This is a genomic window from Fructobacillus tropaeoli (genome assembly GCF_001047135.2).
GTDB classification, from domain to species: domain Bacteria; phylum Bacillota; class Bacilli; order Lactobacillales; family Lactobacillaceae; genus Fructobacillus; species Fructobacillus tropaeoli.
The window spans coordinates 45,208-64,216 of the sequence record NZ_DF968078.1 but is presented as its reverse complement, the minus strand read 5'-3'; the positions used below and the strand labels follow the sequence as shown (position 1 = coordinate 64,216).

General features: G+C 48.2%; 14 protein-coding genes. All 14 read left to right on the top strand.

Features of this window, described 5'->3' with window-relative positions; genetic code table 11:
• Positions 1–3,019: 3,019 nt before the first annotated feature.
• Entirely contained in the window at positions 3,020–3,898 is an 879-nt protein-coding gene (locus AOQ32_RS00290; RefSeq protein ID WP_059393062.1) for a DUF1542 domain-containing protein, read from the top strand.
• Positions 3,825–4,946: a hypothetical protein gene (locus tag AOQ32_RS00285; RefSeq protein ID WP_059393061.1), complete on the top strand. Its 1,122-nt coding sequence runs from the start codon at positions 3,825–3,827 to the stop codon at positions 4,944–4,946. The genes AOQ32_RS00290 and AOQ32_RS00285 overlap by 74 nt, the downstream gene beginning before the upstream one ends.
• Positions 4,943–5,794, top strand: a complete 852-nt coding sequence (locus tag AOQ32_RS00280; protein ID WP_059393060.1) for a hypothetical protein — start codon at positions 4,943–4,945, stop codon at positions 5,792–5,794. Before AOQ32_RS00285 ends, AOQ32_RS00280 begins: the two co-directional genes overlap by 4 nt.
• On the top strand, positions 5,760–6,158 hold the full coding sequence (locus AOQ32_RS00275) for a hypothetical protein (protein WP_059393059.1): 399 nt from the start codon (positions 5,760–5,762) through the stop codon (positions 6,156–6,158). Before AOQ32_RS00280 ends, AOQ32_RS00275 begins: the two co-directional genes overlap by 35 nt.
• A 21-nt stretch (positions 6,159–6,179) precedes the next feature.
• Positions 6,180–6,551, top strand: coding sequence for a DUF1542 domain-containing protein (locus AOQ32_RS00270; RefSeq protein ID WP_059393058.1), 372 nt, complete (start codon positions 6,180–6,182; stop codon positions 6,549–6,551).
• Positions 6,552–6,658: 107 nt separating this feature from the next.
• Positions 6,659–8,956: a DUF1542 domain-containing protein gene (locus tag AOQ32_RS00265; protein WP_148666507.1), complete on the top strand. Its 2,298-nt coding sequence runs from the start codon at positions 6,659–6,661 to the stop codon at positions 8,954–8,956.
• Between the two features lie 6 nt (positions 8,957–8,962).
• A complete protein-coding gene (locus tag AOQ32_RS08605) occupies positions 8,963–9,136 on the top strand; it encodes a hypothetical protein (protein WP_158531845.1) in 174 nt (57 codons plus the stop codon).
• Positions 9,137–10,315 (top strand): DUF1542 domain-containing protein, encoded by a 1,179-nt coding sequence (locus tag AOQ32_RS00260; protein WP_059393056.1) that lies wholly within the window; start codon positions 9,137–9,139, stop codon positions 10,313–10,315.
• 128 nt (positions 10,316–10,443) lie between these two features.
• Positions 10,444–11,589, top strand: a complete 1,146-nt coding sequence (locus AOQ32_RS00255) for a DUF1542 domain-containing protein (protein WP_059393055.1) — start codon at positions 10,444–10,446, stop codon at positions 11,587–11,589.
• A 135-nt stretch (positions 11,590–11,724) separates the two neighbouring features.
• The gene (locus tag AOQ32_RS00250) at positions 11,725–12,495 is read left to right on the top strand and encodes a hypothetical protein (protein WP_059393054.1); all 771 of its coding nucleotides are present in this window, start codon (positions 11,725–11,727) and stop codon (positions 12,493–12,495) included.
• Between the two features lie 338 nt (positions 12,496–12,833).
• A complete protein-coding gene (locus AOQ32_RS00245) occupies positions 12,834–16,613 on the top strand; it encodes a S8 family serine peptidase (protein ID WP_059393053.1) in 3,780 nt (1,259 codons plus the stop codon).
• A gap of 65 nt (positions 16,614–16,678) precedes the next feature.
• Positions 16,679–17,287, top strand: coding sequence for a hypothetical protein (locus AOQ32_RS00240; protein ID WP_059393052.1), 609 nt, complete (start codon positions 16,679–16,681; stop codon positions 17,285–17,287).
• A gap of 164 nt (positions 17,288–17,451) precedes the next feature.
• Positions 17,452–18,345, top strand: a complete 894-nt coding sequence (locus AOQ32_RS00235; protein ID WP_059393051.1) for an EamA family transporter — start codon at positions 17,452–17,454, stop codon at positions 18,343–18,345.
• 69 nt (positions 18,346–18,414) lie between these two features.
• A complete protein-coding gene (locus AOQ32_RS00230; RefSeq protein ID WP_059393050.1) occupies positions 18,415–18,954 on the top strand; it encodes a GNAT family N-acetyltransferase in 540 nt (179 codons plus the stop codon).
• Positions 18,955–19,009: the final 55 nt, after the last annotated feature.

Here is a 19,009-nt window from a genome sequence, read left to right as displayed (position 1 = left end):
GCGCAAGTAGTCTCTCTGATCAGTTGCTACAAGCTCAGAATTCATTGAGTGACTATGCTAACCGCCTGCAGGGACAAATTACCAGTGACCCAACGCTACTGACCTCTGAGCAAACAGCTCAGACGGGCGCAGTGAGCACCGCTCTTGCACAGAAGAAGACGGATTTAGCCAACGCAACCACTTCCGCTCAGGCCCTTCAAGATGCCTTAACCCAGGCAGAAAAGAACCTCGATCGCTTACACCAGCCGGGTCTTGATTTACCAACACAAATCGCCAACGCCAGTCAAACTTTGACTGGGGTAGCAAAGTCAACCAACCAAGCAATTACCAACGATGTGACGTTGACTGAATCCGCTCGCCAGGCGCAGCGAGATGCGGTGACACAGTTGGTTGCTCAGGCGCAAGCTGATTTTAATAACGAAACAACGGCTCAACAACTGGCCGACCGCTTAGCACAGGCCAACAACGACGTGGCGAATGCTCATCAGGCTGCCCAACCACTGCCGGACCAAAAGAAGACGGCTTTGGGACAGTTACAGGCAACTTATCAGGCAACCCAAAAGGCCATTAACAGCGACGTGACATTGACAAACGCCGTTAAGGCTAGCCAATTGACAACTTTAGATTCGAATTACAGCTTGGGTCAGACGGCGATTAACAACTTCACTTCTGCTCAATTGGTTTCGGATACGCAATTCTCGTGGTCACAAAAGCTGAATAACTCGCACGTTGTCGGCAAGGATCTGGATAGCCAGCGTGTCGATGCTAAGACGGCCATCAAGACGCAGTACACGGCTACGCTGACTGCCTTATCAAACGATAAGACGTTATTGACGGCTGATAATCAGACTCAGACGACCAATGTTAACAATGCCTATGATCAGGCGGTTGCTTCTTTGGCAGTCAACCAAACAGCTGATGCGCAAAGTATTCAAGATGCTGTGGCTGCCGGTAAGGCAGCCATCCAGGCGGCTTATATGCCGGGAACATCACTGGCAGACCAGCAAAAGGCCGCAACGGGCGTTGTTAATCAAGCTGCCGAAGCCGTTATTAGTGAAATCAGTGACGACGTGACGCTGACCGTTTCAGCAGTTGAAACGCAGAGTCAAGCCGTGACCGATGCGGCCAGTGTGTTATTGAAAAAGATTACAACGGCAACTGATGCGCAGACGATTGCCAATACGATTACGAATGTGCAAAATGTTTTGTCCGCCTTGCATACCGCTGGTCAGCCGGTTAATAGCCAGCAAAAAGCAGCCAATACCGCTGTGAACGGAGCCGGTGATAGTACTAACCAGGCCATTAACGGCGATGCAACGCTGAGTAAGGCTGAAAAGGCGGCTCAGAAGGCTGCCGTGGCTCAAATTATTCAGGCAGCTATCAGTAAGATTAACGCTGGTACCAAAGCAGCTCAGATCGAGGCTGATAAAAACCAGGCTATTCAAGACATCAATGCTGCTCACCAGCGTGGTCAGGCAATCAGTAACCAACAAGCAGCGGTTATTACTGTTTTGCAGGCTGAAGTGATGAAGGTCAAGGGTCTGATTGAGAATGATGGCACTTTGCCTGAGGCGGAACGGACGTCACAAAAGGCAGCGGTTGATGATGATTACAACTTAGCGGAAGCAGCCGTCAATAAGGCTCAGACAGCCGATGACATCAACACGGCGCAAGTGAACGGTATTAACAGTATTGATGCCGATTACAAGACAGGGGATGATATTGCCTTACAGAAGCAGGCGGCTGTTGAAAGCCTGCGTGATGAGGCACAGAAGGTTCAAGCGGCTGTCCAAAGTGATCCAACTTTGGATACGGCAACGATTAACAACCAAATTACTGCCTTGCAGGCTGCTCGAGATGCTGCGATTGCCAAGATCAATGTTAGTGATACGCAAACGGCCGATCAAATCGATACAGCCAAAAACGATGGTGTAACAGCTATTGATAATAGTCACGTGGTTGGGACTGATTTGCCAACCCAGGTGCAAAATGCCCTGAGCCAATTACAGGCATTGGATACGGCGGTGACTAGTTCGATTAATACTGATAATACTTTGACCAATGCCACGAAGCAGAAGCAAAATCAGAATTTGGCAACTGCTTATCAAGATGCCCAGACAAATGTGAAAAAGGCTGTGAATTCCCAGCAAGTGGCGGACGCCATCACGAATGCCCAGTTGGCAATGGAACAGGCTTATGTAGTTGGAACGTCCGTCGATAACCAGCGGGCCAATGCCTTAAACCAGTTGCAAAACTTAGCACAAGGCTTTAAGGCCTTGATTAATATCGACCCAACGTTGACCAATGCCGATAAGCAAAGCCAGGCACAGGACTTAGCGCAGGCGGTTACAGCAGCGCAGACAGCCTTGTCTGCCCCAAATACACCAGATGCCCAGTCCATTGCGGATGCCTTATCACAGGCCAACCAGAATTTGGCTGTGACTCATGTTAGTTCGACATCTGTTTCCGACCGGATTACTGACGCGAAGGCGCAGTTGGACCAGGAGTTGCAGGCAATTGATGGCGTGATTGATGGGGATGTGACCCTCTTAGCCACACAAAAGTCGGCCCAAAAATCAGCTGTGCAGGATGCTCATGACCGCGCAGTGGCTAGTTTTGTGTCATCCTTCTTAATGGATGCGCAAACTGTCCAAGATCGACTAAATGTTGGTCTGAAGGCGGTTGATGCAGCCCATACCAGTGGGACTGACTTGACCAAACAGCAAAATCGGGCCATCGATGAATTGACTCAAACGGCTAAGAATACGAAACGAGACATCACGAGTGATAATACTTTGATCGAAGTAGAACGAACCCACCAACGTGTCTTAATTGACCAGAGCCTGGCCGATGCAACGAAGGCTTTGCAGGGTGCCAAGGATGCCGATAGTGTTCAAAGCGTGCAGAACCAGTATGATCCACAGATCGCTGCAGATCATCAGGTTGGAACACCATTGACCGTGATCAGACCCTAACGAATGCTCAAAAGGCCGATCAAAAGGCTGATTTAGCAACAACTTTGGCTAGCTATCAGGACAAGGCCATTGTGACGCCGGATGCCCAGTCACTTGCTGACTTGGTTGCCAAAGCTCATAATGCCCTCGATGCCACCCATGTCGTGATGAGTGCACTAGCTGACCAGCGAGTTACTGCTAACAAGCAGTTGGCCGTTCAGCTTGCTCAAACTAATGGTCAAATCGCTGCTGAAACAACCTTGACTACGGCCGAAATTACAGCTCAAAGCAATGCGGCTGATAGTGCCTTGGCCGATGCCCAAGCAAAGTTGGCCAATGCAACCGATGCACAAGCTATTTTGGATGTGACAACGGCTGGTTTGCAAAGTATCAGTCAGCAATTCCAGCCGGGTCAGGCGCTTTCAGGTCAGGTAAATGATGCCGAGGAAGCCATTCAGGATGCAGTTGTTGCCGCTAAGGCAGCGATTGATACTGACAAGATGTTAAATACAGCCGATAAAACCAAGCAGGACCAGGCAGTTGATGCCACTTTGACGGGTGTTGACGATGACCTTGCCAAGGCTTCGAATGCCCAAGCTATCCTGGACTTGAAGAATAAGACCATTGCAGCGGTCAACGGCGTTCATCAAGCAGGGGCAGCCATCAGTACTCAGCAACAAAAGGCTAATAATAGCTTGGCGATTACGGCCAATCAGGTACTTCAAGCTATCTCAAACGATCCTAATTTGACGAATGCCCAGCGGGTGAGCCAGCAGCAGGCCGTCACGACTGCTTTGTCAAGCGCCCAGGCAACCATTAATGCTTTGTCTGATGCCCAGTCCATCTTGGATGCTCAGGCCCAGCAGACCGTTGTCATTCAAGATCAACACGTTCTACAACCAAGCCTTGACGGCTGCCAACAACTTGTTAACCAATACTGTTGATGCGCAAGATGTCTTGGATGCCCAGACACAAGGTCTCAAGGGTATTGATGCTAGTCATGTTTCTGGTTTGTCTTTGGACGTCCAAGTCCAAAATGCTGAAAAGACCCTGACTGATTTACAGGATTCATTAACGGCAGCAGTGACGAACGATCCAAACCTCCTTGATCGTAGTAAATCAGCTCGAAAGTTGCTCTTATCATCATCGTTATCTAAGTATACTGATAAAATGAACGTTGCTCTGGCGGATTCAACAACCACCGGACAAACAATTTTAGACTTGCTAACGGCGGGCGAGCAAGAATTGCAAAAAGACCGTCAATCGGATGACGGTCAGGGTGCCAGCGCTGATCAGCCATTGGCAACACAGATTACAGCTGCTTTGCAACTGGTTAACCAAAAGTCACAGGGCGTTCAAAATGAAATTAACCAAGACGATTCATTGAGCCAGGCACAGATTGACCAGCAAACGGCTACTAACCAGCAAGTACTGCAACAGGCGCAGACTGATTTGAGCGGTAAAACGAATGCGCAAGCACTGGCCGACCGCCTACAAGACGCTTTGAGCGATTTGAACCAGATTCACGTGCCAAATTCAGTTTCACTGGCGGACCAAAAGAGTACAGCGGTGGCCAACTTAGACAAGTTGTATGGCCAAATTAAAGATGCCATTATCGCCGATAACACCTTAACCAGTAGCCAAAAGGACCAGCAGCTGGCTGATTTGGACCATGCCAAGGCACAGGGTGACGATAAGTTGAATCAAAGCGTGCGGGCAACCGAGTTAAATGCGCAGATTGAACCAATCAACCAGGCGCTTAGTGCAGCCCATGTGGTGGGTACTGCGGTCGATAGTCAGCGCCAAAGTCAAGAAACCTGGTTGGATAACCAAATTCAGGCCTTAACGGACCGACTATCAGCACAAGCCGTTTCGTCAGCTGACGAAACGACATTGCAGGAAACGATTCGCCAGACAAAGGCCAGTTTGCAAGGCCAAATCCAGCAGGCTGCTAATGCAGACGATCTGCAAGCCGTTCAGATGTTTCCTTGACGACGGCCGCTAAAGCTAACCAGTTGAACCAGTTGGCCCAGGCTAAGGATGCAGCCTTAGCACAATTAGCCAAGGCGACAGCCGCAGCCGATGGTGTCAACGGTGTAAACCAAAGCGTGGCAACCATTGCAGCTATTCACCAACCAGCAGAAAAGTCGCTAGGTCAACAACGTCAGGATTTCCTAGACTCGATTACACAGCTAGTCAACCAGGCAACAGCTAATATTGACCAAGAGAATTCCTTGACCGACAGCGAAACAACAAGTTTGAAGGACCAAGTGACTGCCCTGCAAAAGGCAGCTGTTCAGACTGCTAACGAGTCTTTGAATGCTGATGATTTGCAGGTGGGCCAACAGGTACTTCAGGATGGTCTTGATCAAGTCAAGTTTATGACCCAACAAGACGTCGACTTGCATGCCTTGAATCAGGCTCAGTTAGCTGCCAACGAGGTGATTGCCAATAATCAAACCTTGTCGGACGTTGAGAAGGCGAGTCAAAATATTCAGGTCATGCTGCTCTTCACTCAGTACCAACAAGCCTTACTGGCAGCTCAAAACCTGGCTAGTTTAGCTAGTGCCGTTACTAATGGTACAAAAGCGGTTGCAGGAGTCCCACAAGATGGCGCAACGGTGCAACAGCGGACTGCAAGCTATATTGACTGGTTAACGTTTGAGAAAAATAAGATTCAGGGACGCATTGATGCCGATAACACCCTGACGACGGCTGATAAGAACCAGCAAAAAGCGCAGGTTGACCAGGTGCTTGCTGATGGGACAGTCGCTATTCAGGGGGGCTGTCAGTGTTCAGGAAGGTGTGGACAAGACAAATCAAGCTTTGCAAAAGATTGATGCTGTCTACCGGACGGGCCCATCGCTATTGACCCAGCAGGTGGCTGTCCGAAATACGGCGGCTAATGACTTAAACACGGTTAATAGTGTGATTAGTGGCGATGATACGCTAAGTACGGGCGAAATCAGTAACCTCGATGGTTTGATGGATCAGTACAAGGCGAACTTCGTGACCGCTGTCCAAGCTGCGCAGTCAGCCGATGAAATGAACCAAGCATTGGCTGATTTCCATACTAATTTGATCAAAATTAGTAACCAGCACACGAAGTACAACTTAGTTCATCAGCTGCAACAAAGCGCAACAGATACAATGACAGCCATTGAAAATGACCCGACGTTGTCTGCTAGCTCCGAGCAAGAGTAGCTAGCAGCTGTACAAACCAATTTGAACCAAGCAACGGCTGCCATTTCGGCTGTTGAGGTGAATGATGATCAGGCACAAACCAAGTTGGCAAGCGCTTTGGCAACTGGAACACAGCAGATTCAAGACAGTCACCAACAAGGGCCAGCGGTTTCAAGTCATGCCGATGACTGGCAGAAGGCTGTAACAGCAACGGCTGATCAGGTCAAAGACGAGATTAATGCTGATCCAACATTGACAAGTGCAGACCGTAGTTGTCAGGTAGCAAGCGTTCAACAGACTTTGGCGAACACGCTAGCAACTTTGCAGGCCGTGACCATTGTCCAATCCGGTGAGACGGCTGTTTCAAATGGACAAACAGCACTTAGTGCTCTCCACGTTGCTGGCTGGCAGTAGCAGACCGACAGGAAACAGCTAACACGACAATTCAGGATGCAACCAATGTCGAGCAGCAAAAGATTAACCAGAATATCAGTCAATTACAGCCAAGTGACCAGTCGGCTTTGACAGACCAGGTAACCGCTGCAAAGAATGCAGCAATGACGGCGATTAATTCAGCGCAGTCGGCGGATGAAATCAAACAGGCAGTGGCTGATTTGAACCAAAAGTTAGCGGCCATTGACTTGGACTTGGCTCACCGAGTGGGACAATTCCAGTTAGCAGCTGCTAATGAACAGATTCAAGCGGCGATTGATGGGGATGTAACCTTGTTGCCTGATGCTAAGACAACTCAGCAGGCTAATCGATTGGTAGCATTGCGCAAGACAACTACTGATTTAGCAGCCACAACAACGGTTGCTAGTGCCCAGCAAAGCGCTAGCGATGGCGTGGCAGTCATTCAGGCGGCTCATCAGGTTGGTCAAAGCTTGGCTGATCAAAAGCAGGCATTGATTACGAATGTGCAGAAGGCGGATCAGGCGGTTAAGAGCCAAATTGATGCTGACCCAACCTTGCCACAGGCAGAAAAGGATCGACAAAAGGCTGCCATTGACCGTGGTGAAACACAAACCATTGACCAAATTAATGTTGCCAGTGATGCTACCGATGCCAAGCAGGTAGCCGATACTGGTACAACGACTAATCAAAAAATTTATGTTCCCGGTCAAACGATTACGGGTGATGGGGGTCAAGCTGCCCGATTTAAGGGACAAGTGACGGACCAGAGTGCAATCGTGCAACAGGCGATTAATGCTGCGACTACCAAGGGTCAAATTACAGCTGATCAACAGACCAGTTTGACACAACAGTTACAACGGGTTGTGAGTGCTGCTCAAGCGGCTGGAACAGCGGCAACGACCGCCGATCAGATTTTGACGGCTAATCAACAGTTGACGACTGATTTGGCCAGTGTCCAATATAACTTGGCAATTAATATCGCTAACTATCAACTATTAGTTGCTTATAACGGTGCTGACCAAGCAATTAATGACGACCCAACGTTAAGTAACCAGGAAAAAGCCGAGCAGGCCGAAATTGTCAATGTTCGTTGGAATATGGGTCAGCAAAGCTTGGCGGCTACGAAGGTAGTTGACGAAGTGGCCCAAGTTGCCAGCGATACCGTCGTGGCCATCAACCAAGTCCACCATGGTGGTCACTCGGTTGAAGAACGGCTACCAAATTACACTGCTAAAATTCAAGCTGCAGCAGCACAGGTTGTTGCCCAAATTAACCAGGATAAAAGTCTTTCTCCAACCGGTCAGGCAGTGATTGTGGAAGCGGTTCAAAATAATCGGGACTGGTACTTGCATGAATTGCAGGCTGCTAAAAGCGTCGTTGAGGCCGAAACGATGGTCCAAGACGATTTGAATGCGATGGCCTTTGGCCAGAATGCAACTAGTCCACTTGGTCAGGGTACGGCCGAATGTTTTGCTCGCTTTTATAACGAGTTGGAAACAACGGACCAGTCGATTAATGGCTATTTAGCTTTGTCTGTTGTTGAAAAATCAGCCTTACTGCAAACGATGCAGTCACTGGTGACGACGACCAACAGTCAAATTAGCCAAGCCCAGACGCTAGATCAAACAGTACAATTGTTGCAAGAATTGATGCTGAATTTGACTAAGTTGAACTTGCAAGCAAGCAAAACGGATGCTGCTAATCGGTTGCAGTCGGTCTTCGAAACCACCAAGGCGGATATTACGGCTGACCGGTCATTATCTCATCAAGAGGTGCAAAATCAGATTCAGACGGCTCAAACCGCTTATGACCAAGCAAGTGCACAAGTGCAACAAGCAGGTGATTTGCAGGCAGTAGCGAGTGCCTTGACGGCGGGCCAGGAGGCCGTTGAAGCTAGTCATCAAGATCAAGCTGCTTTGAGTGAACAATTACCAAAGCTGAACCAGCAGGTCGATGATGCCGTCAAGACAGCAACGACTACGATTAATCAAGATCAAACGTTGACTGCCACTGAAAAGCAACAGCAGATTGAGACGCTTAACCAGAAGGCGTCAGATCTGAAAAAGACAATGGCCAATGCAGCTGATTTGCGTGAGGCTGATGAAGACCCGCAACCAGGTTTGGTCAGCCTAAATGGGGTCCACCAACCCGGTTTGGTCATTAGTGGTGCAACAGGACAAGCGGCTCAGTTGAAAAATCAGGTTTCGACTGCCAGTCAGCAAGAACAAAATCAAATTAATCAGGCGGCGACAAATGGTTTTATCACAACCGAGCAAAGGGATGTCTTGACAGCTGCTCTTCAAGCGGCCACAACTCAGGCACAGGCCGCAACCAACCAGGCTGAAAATGCCGATCAAATTCAGACGGCAAGTGCGGCTTGGCAAGCTGCCTTGGTTCAAAATTAAACAGCTTTGGCTAAGGACATTGCCTTCCACCAGTTGAAAGTTGCTCAGTCTCAGGCGGATGCAGCTATTGTTGCTGATGGCACTTTGAATCAGCAAGAAAAGGCCGCCCAACAAACGAGCTTACAAGAGGTTGTGGATACCTGGACCAAGTCGATTAATGACAGCCAAAACGCTGCCTAGGTGACTGGTACTAGCGAAACGGCTGTGCAAATTATTAATGGCGTTCATCATGGTGGTCAATCCGTGTCTGACCGGTTGTCCGACTTTAACCAGCAGATTGTTGCCGCTGCAACGGCTTTGGCTGCTAAAACAAAGCAGCAACCAAACCTTTCGGTTGCTGGTCAACAGATTATTGTCCGGGCAATCACCGGCATGCAGGACTGGTTTGTCAATGAACTGAAGTCTGCTCAAACAGTTGTAGCGGCCGAAACGATGGTTCAAGGCGATGTGACGGCTTTGACTTTGGGTCAACTAGCGCAGACACCAGTTGCTGAGGCCAAGGCTGACTGGGTATCCCGGTTGTACCAAGGATTGCAGGCGACGGACCAGACCATTCATGGTTATGAGAATTTGACTGACGATGATGTGGCTGATTTGATGAACCGGTTGGGTGAGCTGACCGATGAAACCAATAACCAGTTCCAAGAAGGCGCATCGGCCACGGTTGTGACTGCAGCCTTGCAAAAATTCTTGGATGCTTTGCCAACCTTGACCTTCAAGGCTAGCCAGCAGGATGCTGTTCGTCAACTTGAACAGACGGGAACGGCTACTCAACAAGCAATTAGCGCTGACCGCACATTGTTAGATCAACAAGTACAAAATCAGCAACAAGCAGCCAATACTGCTCTTGACCAAGCCATCCAGGCGGTTAAGGCGACACAGAACTCCGCTGCAATGGCGCAGGCTTTGGCGGATGGTCGCACCGCTGTTGAAAACGCTCACCAAGAGCAGGGCGATTTGGCTCAGCAGTTACCAAAGCTGAACCAGCAAGTTGATGAGGTTGCTCAGCAGGTTGTATCAGCAATCAATCAAGATCCGACATTATCAGTTGACGAGAAACAACAGCAGATTAAGGCCGTTCAGCAACAGGCGGCAGACTTGAAGAATGAATTGAAAAATGCTGTTGACCCACGTGCAGCCTACCAAGACCTTGAACAGGGTCTACCAAAGTTGCCGACGATTCACCAGGCCGGCCAGGCAATTGTGGGGCCAGATGGTCAAGCAGCTAAGTTTGAAAAACAAATTCAAGCTGCTAGCCAGCAGATGCAAGAACAAATCAATCAGGCGCTTCAAAGTGGTTTGATTACACAAGATCAGCACCAAGTGTTGACCGCAGCGGTCCAGCCAAGCAGACGTTAATTGCACAAATGAAGGCCGATTGGGTCAAAAAGGTATATCAAACTTTGCAGTCGACTGTTCAGACCGTTGACGGTTATCAGCATTTGACTGATGACGAAAAGGCAGGCTTGATGATGCAGTTGACTTAATTGACACAACAGACCAATGCCGATATTTCTTCGGCTGTTGATGGAAATCAGGTTGTGACTAGCTTGCAGCAGTTTGTGGCTAGCTTACCAACAATTGCTCTTCAAGCGAGTCAAGCGGATGCTCGCCAGCAATTACAGCAATTCTTGAACGCAACGCTGGCGTCAATTCAGTCTGACCGAACTTTGTCGGACTCGGATGTGCACAATCAGTTAGAGGCTGCACAGACTGTTTATAGTCAAACGCTGGCTGCGATTGCCGCGGCTCAGAGTGAGGCAGTAGTGGCTGATGCTTTGGCAACTGGTCAGGCAAATATTCAGGCTGCCCATCAGGCAAAGCCTGATTTGAATGGACAACTGCCCGCGCTTAACCAGCGAATTGATATTGCTACAAAACAGGTTGTTGAGGAAATCAATCAGGATCCACCCCTTTCGAGCCAAGATAAGCAACAGCAAATTGCTACGGCCAATCAAAAGGCGGACGCTTTGAAGGCGATTGTTGAAAAAGCAGCTGATCCAAGAGCAGCTGATCAAGCGCTTCAGAATGGTTTGCCAGGAATTGACGAGGTTCACCAACCGGGTCAAGCACTGAAAAACCAAGAACAAGTGGCTCTGCAAACAGTGGATGACGATGCGACAACTGCCAAGCAAAAGTTGCCTGAAGGTCAGCAAGTTGCCTTTGATTCGGCTATTGATGCTGCACGCCAAACTGCTGAAAAGGAGCTTTCTCAGGCTCAGAATGCGGATGAGATTCAGCAAGCCTTAGCGAAGTTTAAGCGGATGGTTGATGGTCTACAAAAGCAGGCAGAAGCGAAGGCTCAAGCTGAGGCTGAACTGGCGGCGGCTAAGGACCAAGCGGCAAAGCAAGTGGAACATGATACCGATAGTGCTAAGAAGGCATTGCCAGCTGGTCAAGTCTCACAGTTTGCACAGAACATTGATGAAGCGCGTCAAGTGGCTGAGAAGGACCTTGCTCAAGCGCAGAATGCAGATGAGATTCAGCAAACCTTAACAAAGTTCAAGCAGACGGTTGATAGTGTACAAGAACAGGCAGAAGCGAAGGCTCAAGCCGAGGCTGAACTGGCAGCAGCCAAGAGCCAAGCGGTAAAGCAAGTGGAACATGATGCCGATAGCACTAAGCAAGCATGACCAAATGGTCAGCAGGCCGCCTTTGATCCAGTCGTTGATGCTGCACGTCAAGCAGCCGAAAAGGACCTTGCTCAAACGCAGAATGCAGATGATATTCAGCGGGTCTTAGCGAGGTTCAAGCAGACGGTTGACGACTTGCAAAAACAGGCTGTGGCGAAGGATAAGGCCGAGGCTGAGCAGACTGCTGCGAAAGCCAAAGCTGAACAGGAAGCAGCTAAGAACCAAGCGGTAACGCAAAGTGAACAAGCGGCCGATGCCGCCAAACAGGCGCTGCGAACTGGTCAAGGTCCACAATTTGAGTCAGCTATTGACCCGGCCAAGCAAAAGGCAATGGATGAAGTTGAACAAGCGAATGACCAAAAGGCCGTTGATGTTGCCGTAACTGATTTTAATAAGAAATTGACAAATGTTCAGCAACGGGCAAAGGCCCAAGATCAGGTCGAACAGCAAGCTAAGAAAGAGGCAGATCAGGCAATCAACGATGCAAAAAAGCAATTGCCAGCAGATGAACAGCCTCAATTGATTAACAAAATTCAACCAGCCGAGTGGCAGCTCATGACTGACTTGCAACAAGCACGGACGGTGGGGGATGTTCAGACCGCCTATCAGCAGTTCTTGGATTCGCTTCAGCAAATTAGTCAGCAAATCCAACAAGAGAGCGTTCAACCAAGGGAGACACAGAGCAATCCTGTTGAGAATTCTGCAAGCCCAGCAACATTAATGGATAATTTGTTCCCTGCAAAAATTGCTCTACCCGATACTTGGGAAGTCGAACACTTCGACCAGCCGCTAACATTTTTGGCTGTAACGATGTCCAGTCTCTCGATTGGATTGACTGGTGTTGGATTAAAATTAGGTCAACTAAAGGTAAGTGGAGGTAAAAATAAAACGGATAATCATCATTAGTTCAGTAGTCACGTGCAATCGTGATTGCTGATATAGACGGCCATTCTCGGAGCATTCGGGGATGGCCGTTTTTGATTGCTTTTTGTCCTAAGAGTAACGGGCTATTGAGGGTAGTTCATTACCCTTTTTGATTTTCGCAAGGGTCGTCGCGATTCTTTTGGCTATTGAACAGCCTCTTGAATACTCAAGATAGCGATTTGGCATAATCGGTCTGATTTTGTCCTCGTTAACTCAAAAATTTGTGCCAAAAAATGATTCTTTTTATAATGACGGCAGAAATAGGAAAAAAGACAAGTGAAATCAATACCCCCATTGTGGGTAGAGAGGAAGGTTGTCCTATGTACCATCAGAAGAAAAGATTGGGGTTGGCATTACTAGCACTCTTGTTAGCACCTGCTATGCTTGACAGTGGTCTTCCCGTCTTGGCAGGGGAAAATCAGCCTGCAAAGCAAGCCGCGAAAAAAGCAAACAAAGATCCAGTCGGTGTGAAGGGGACTTCTGAATCCAATAGTCCCGAAGAACAAATGAAAGCGGACCATGAGCGGATTCGCCAGCATGCTGATCAGAATTTTAAGAAGCGAGTGAAGGAACAGCTCAAAGCCAAGGGTCTACCAGTGCCTAAATCAGAAAAAGCATTGGCCGAAAGTCCGGTAACTTTGATGGTTGAGTTCGATCAACCACTAGCAGCCTTGAGGGTGGAGGGCGCAGCTAAGCAAGCCGCCACCAATGCCACGAGTTCGACGGGTAGCCAACACTCACGCTCTCGACGAGCAACGGAAGAGAAAAAAGTCGAGGAAGTGCGGGCTGCAAGTCGGCAGGTAGTGGCTGAACAGCGTCCTGCCCGGCAAGCGGTTGAAAAAATTGCCAAGAAAAAGGCTCAACACGAATTTGGCTATTTAACGAATACGATGTCGATTGTGGCGAAGGTCAAGGATTTGCAGGCTGTTCAGGCCGTTGCCGACGTGAAACGCGTGACGGCCGCCAATATTTATCAACCCCAAGATTTGGCTGCTGATCAAATTGTGCAGGCTTCAACCGTATGGCATCAGCACCGTCTGAAGGGAGATCAAACGGTCATCGCGATTGTTGATACGGGTATTGATACTAATCATGAAATCATGCGGCTCGGCAAAAATGCCAAGAAGAAAATTAGCCAAAAAGAGGCAAAAGAAGCTATCAGCCACCTTGGTCATGGCTGTTACTCATCGGCTAAGATTCCATATTCTTATAATTATGCCGATGGGACGTCCAATACGGTTTTTGATTTAAATAAAAATTCGATGCATGGCATGCACGTTGCCGGGTTAGCGGCTGGCTATTCGGCTTTGCCAAATTTTGCTGGCTTTAATCAAAAGGCTTATGCCATCGGAACGGCGCCTAATGCGCAGCTGTTAAATATGAAAGTTTTCTCGAATAACGGCGGTGGCGCCAGTAGCGACGATGTCATTGCAGCGGTTGAGGATGCCGTTTTACTCAAGGCTGATGTAATTAACCTTTCTCTGGGTTCTACCAGTGGGGACGTTGACCCAGATAGTCCGGAGCAGCGGGCCGTGAATTTGGCGGCGCAAAAGGGGACCATCCCGGTTGTTGCAGCAGGAAATTCCGGCCTGTCTACCTCCAATACTGGTCTCAACGTTGTCAATACACGCAAAACAAACGATACCGGAACGATTGACTCGCCAGGTGTGTTGCCTTCTGTTTTGACCGTCGCTTCATCAGACAACCTGGCCTATGATATCCCAGCCGATGGTCCGGTAAAACTGAGTCATCTGTCGTCCTTTTCGTCCTATGGTCCAACACCTGATTTACAGCTAAAGCCTGATATCACAGCGCCTGGTGGTCGATTATTATCAAGCTTGAACGGTAACCGTTACGACTATAAGTCGGGCACTTCGATGGCGACGCCAGTGATGGCCGTTTCTGCTGCTCTGTTTGCCCAGTCATTGGGTGGTCGGGTACCGGCTGAAAAAATCAGTCAGCACATGAAGACGGCTTTGATGAATACCGCACGGCCGTTAGTGGATGAAAAGACATTAGCGATTGTTTCACCTCGTGTTCAGGGGGCGGGGTTGGCACAGGTTGAAGATGCGCTTGACAGCCGGACGTCTCTAACGACTTCTCGAGGCGTTGCATCTTTGTCGCTAGGTGCCTTTGGCGAATCGAAACAATCCTTGCAGGTCTTCTTAGAAAATCAGACTGATCAAGAGCAGAATTTCCGTTATCAGGCTGATCATCGTGTTTGGACAGATGGTTCGGTACCGGGAAAGCCAGCGACGGATAAGCGGATTTCGGGTGCTGATTTGTCAATATTAGGGTCAGATACAGTCGATCAAGCGCCAAACGGTGAAAAGACGGTAATTAAGGTACCGGCCCAACAACGAGTGGCGGTGAACTTTGGCTTGACTTTGCCCGAGCGCGCTAAGAATGGCTTTGTTGAAGGCTATCTGCAATTTAAGGCGGTTGATTCTGCTGGTCGTCTGCTAAAAAAGGGTGGTCAGCAACTATCCATGCCATACCTTGGCTACTATGGTGATTGGCAAAATCAGCAAATTTTTGACCGGCCAGCCTGGGATCCCGCTTCCTACTTTGGCCAGTCAACCCTTGTTGACTCCAACAAAGTGCCGTTGGGCCTGAACAAAGCAGGGACGATTATTCCAGAAAATATTGCGATTTCACCGAACCAGGGGGCTGTTAACAAGCAGGCGCAGCCATTGGTTAATCTTTGGCGCAATGCCCACCACGTTGTCGGTGAAATTTATCAGCACGATCCGACCGATTCTCGGTGGGCCAACCAACAGCCACTACGAACGGTTAGCATTGATGAAGACATATTGAAGTCCTATTATCAACGGGGCAAGGACCAATTTACGTCCTATGACGCTGGTGGTAAAGGCTGGCGTGGTGATATTTGGAATGTCAAAGCAGGGCACAACGAGTCGGCTTTTGATGGTCGATATTATTACCAGCTATCCGCAGAGGCGGCTAGTGGTCGATTGAATGATGGAATTGGTGGTCAAGCTGTTCGCCAACGCTTAATCTTGCCGATTAAAGTCGATGGCCATGGTCCGCAGATTGCTAATCCCCAGTTTCAAATGAAAAATCAGTCAGCCAAAGCGGAAAAAGGAATTATTTTGGCAGCTGATTTGACGGATGAATTAAGCGGTATTGACGCTTTCGGCCGAGTTGGATTCGTCGTTAATGGCATTTTGACGATTGTTGACCAGCCATTGCAAGAGGATCACCAAGTTTATCAACGCCTATCACTGCCATTAAGCACTGACCAAATCCAGTCGTTCCATGCGGACCAAAGTAACCAGGTTCGAATTTTAGCTTTTGATAATGCCGGAAACCTGACGGGTCAATCCTTTACGCTGCCTGGTTCGGGGACTACTGCTTCAGCAAACAACTCCTCGTCGGAATCGAATTCTCTGGCAAAGGGAACAACGGCAGGTCAGCCGGAAGTGGGCGAGGTTGGTCCTAGTCCAGTTGGTAAAGCACTGACTTGGACGGGCAAGAAGGAACCTGCCGCAGAGGGATTACTGGACGGTGTTAAGAAGCCAATCATCACATTCGATCATGACGTGAATTTTGAGTTCAATATGGTGACGGCGCAAACAAGGTATTATGACCAGCAGACACAAAAGCTCACGATTAGGGGGCACTTGCGAAAAACGGTGGACCAGCTTTTGATTGGTGAAAAGCATGGAAATCGCCTAGCGGTGGCGGTCGATCCAAAGACGTTGGCTTTTTCAACTGTTGTTGAAGCCAAAGCCAATGCGAAGACGGCAGTTCCAATTCAAATTAATGCTGGTGGGCGGACCTTAGTTGATGGTGGCTTGCAGTTCTACGTTGATACCAGTTTACCGGAGTTAAATCTTTTTAACGAAAGCACGCTGGCGCGACTAGATGATGGGACTTACCAGGTTAAAACCAATCAGGAGACCTACCAACTTAGCGGGCAAGCAGGCGATAACTATGATGGTTATCAACTAACGATTAATGGCGATATGGTTGCCACTAAGCCGTTTAGTCTGATTATTAACCAAAATACTACGGGTGGGTTGACGAAGTTTTCAGTGCCTCTTCACCTAACTAAAGGCGATAATCGGTCGATTTAGCTATTCGTGATGCTGTTGGTAATCAGACTAAAAAGAAATTAAATGTCCGCTATTATCAAACAAATTTGCCAGCACCAACCGTTACAAAAGATGGTAGCGGCGTTATTCAGCGCTTTCCACTGTTACTAACAGCAAAAGCGAATCTGCCGGTGGACAACCCGAGCGATAACGAATTGACGGTTATGTATTCTTTGAATCAAGGTCAGCAATGGAAAAAATATCAGGGTGATTTGTCAATTCGAGAAAATAAAACGGTTCAGTTCAAAACGGTCGATGCGTATGGGAATCAGTCGCAGGTGGTGACGGTGGTTGTTAATGAGTTTTCACCAGTTCAGAAGGACCAAGCAGTGGTTACCAGTCCGCGACCGTTAAGGTCTGTTAATAAAGTTTCGTGGCCGACACCTAACCGCCACAGGTCCCAAGACCAACGAAATCATTATCGGAGTCACCATTCACCTTATTTTTCGGCTGCTGGTATGAGTCACCATGGTCGAGATAGCTTTGGACCAAAGATGGGCTGGGGCAATTTTAACCAAAATGGGGGTTGGGAAAACTGGAAAAGCATCTGTTCTCGCAAACAATCCATGCTTGGCACCAAAATTTTCATCAATTTAACTGGGGCAAGCGTACCGTGCACATCCATTGCTAATGATGGCAAAAATAAAAGGAGGTGATGAATAAAAACTTATTTAAAAGCTATTTAAAAATAATGTTCACTTATAAGTGCACTTAACAAAAACGCTTAATTAATCTAGAAAGAAGGCAAATCTGTTTGATTTGCCTTTTTTCGTGTATAATCAAACTAATTTTAATAATTTAGAAAGAGAAGGGTTTTGCCATGGCGGAGAAGAAAACGGGACGGGGAATTTTGTATGCGGTGACCGGTAGTGTTTTCTGGGGAGCGTCCGGCACGGTGGCACAAGCCCTCTTTGCTAACAGTCAAATTTCGCCATTATGGTTAGTCGGTGTTCGTTTGTTGTTGGCTGGCCTTTTACTGCTAGCATGGTATGGCTTGGCAAGTAAGCAATCTTTGTTTTCCATTTGGAAAAATGAGCGGTCGGCTACCTTTCTTTTACTCTTTGCCTTCTTAGGAATGTTGCCATCGCAGTTGTCCTATTTTATGGCCATTCATTATGGCAATGCACCAACGGTGACAGTCTTACAATTTTTGGGGCCAATTTTTATTATTTTGTATCTCACGGTTCGTAGCCATGCCTTGCCACGACGGTTGGATTTGATTTCGGTCATCGTTGCCTTGGTTGGAACCTTCTTACTAGTAACGAGTGGTAACCTGACGAAGCTCTCACTGGCACCGCTAGCCCTATTTTGGGGATTAGCAGCCGGGTTGAGTCAGGCATCCTACACGCTGTTGCCAAAAGAACTCTTGGCCAACTTTGATGGTCGCCTGGTCGTTGGCTGGGCGATGACGCTCGGTTCGATTCCGTTTTTTCCAATTTTGTTCAGCCATTCGTTGAAGTCGATTTCGCTAGTCTGTGGTGGGCAGATTACTTTTATCGTTATTTTTGGAACTATGTTGGCTTATTTGTTCTATATTAATAGCCTTCAGGACCTTCAGCCAGCCACAACTGGGATGTTAAGTTCTTTTGAGCCCTTAACGGCGACATTCTTAGCAGTTGCTTTCTTGGGGACGAGCTTTACGGCTATTCAAGTTCTTGGTGGTTTGTTCGTTCTCTCAACGATTTTCCTTCAGTCAATCCCGACAAAGGCGTGATAACCTGTGTTAAAATACCAATAAGAAAAATGCCTTCTATCTGAACTTTAACTGAAAGGGGTGGCCACCATGACAGAGATTCAGTTGCAAAATCACCCTGTGGTGACATTGGTTTCCGCTCGAGTTGAGATGGCGGAAGAAATTTATACGGTTGTGGATCAAGACCGCGAGCATATTGGCCAGTTTTTACCTTTTGTTGATCAAACGGAGGTTGTCCAAGATACGCTGACCTATCTTGAGTCACAATTAAAAATCAGCGAACCGGGTAAGGAGCTGATTTTTACTATTCAAAGAGCTGGTCAAATCATTGGGATGATTGAGTTGCATCACTATTCAGCAGTGGACCGGCGAGCAGAGCTGGGCTATTGGTTGACCAAGGCTTATACGAAGCAGGGAATTATGACGGCGGCAGCCAAAGCGCTTTGCGACTATGCATTTCAGGTGGTGGGCCTGCACCAAATTATTGTTTTGGCCGATGTTGAGAATCCTGGATCAAACGGTGTGATTCGTTCTGCCGGTTTTGCTTACCTGACAACGCATCCGGATTACTCATATCGGGCGGGCACATATCACGATATGAATGTTTATTACCGTTTGGCTAATGAATAGCCATTATTCAAAGTAAAAGGAGAAAAGCACTATGACAATTCAACTTGTTGGCTTC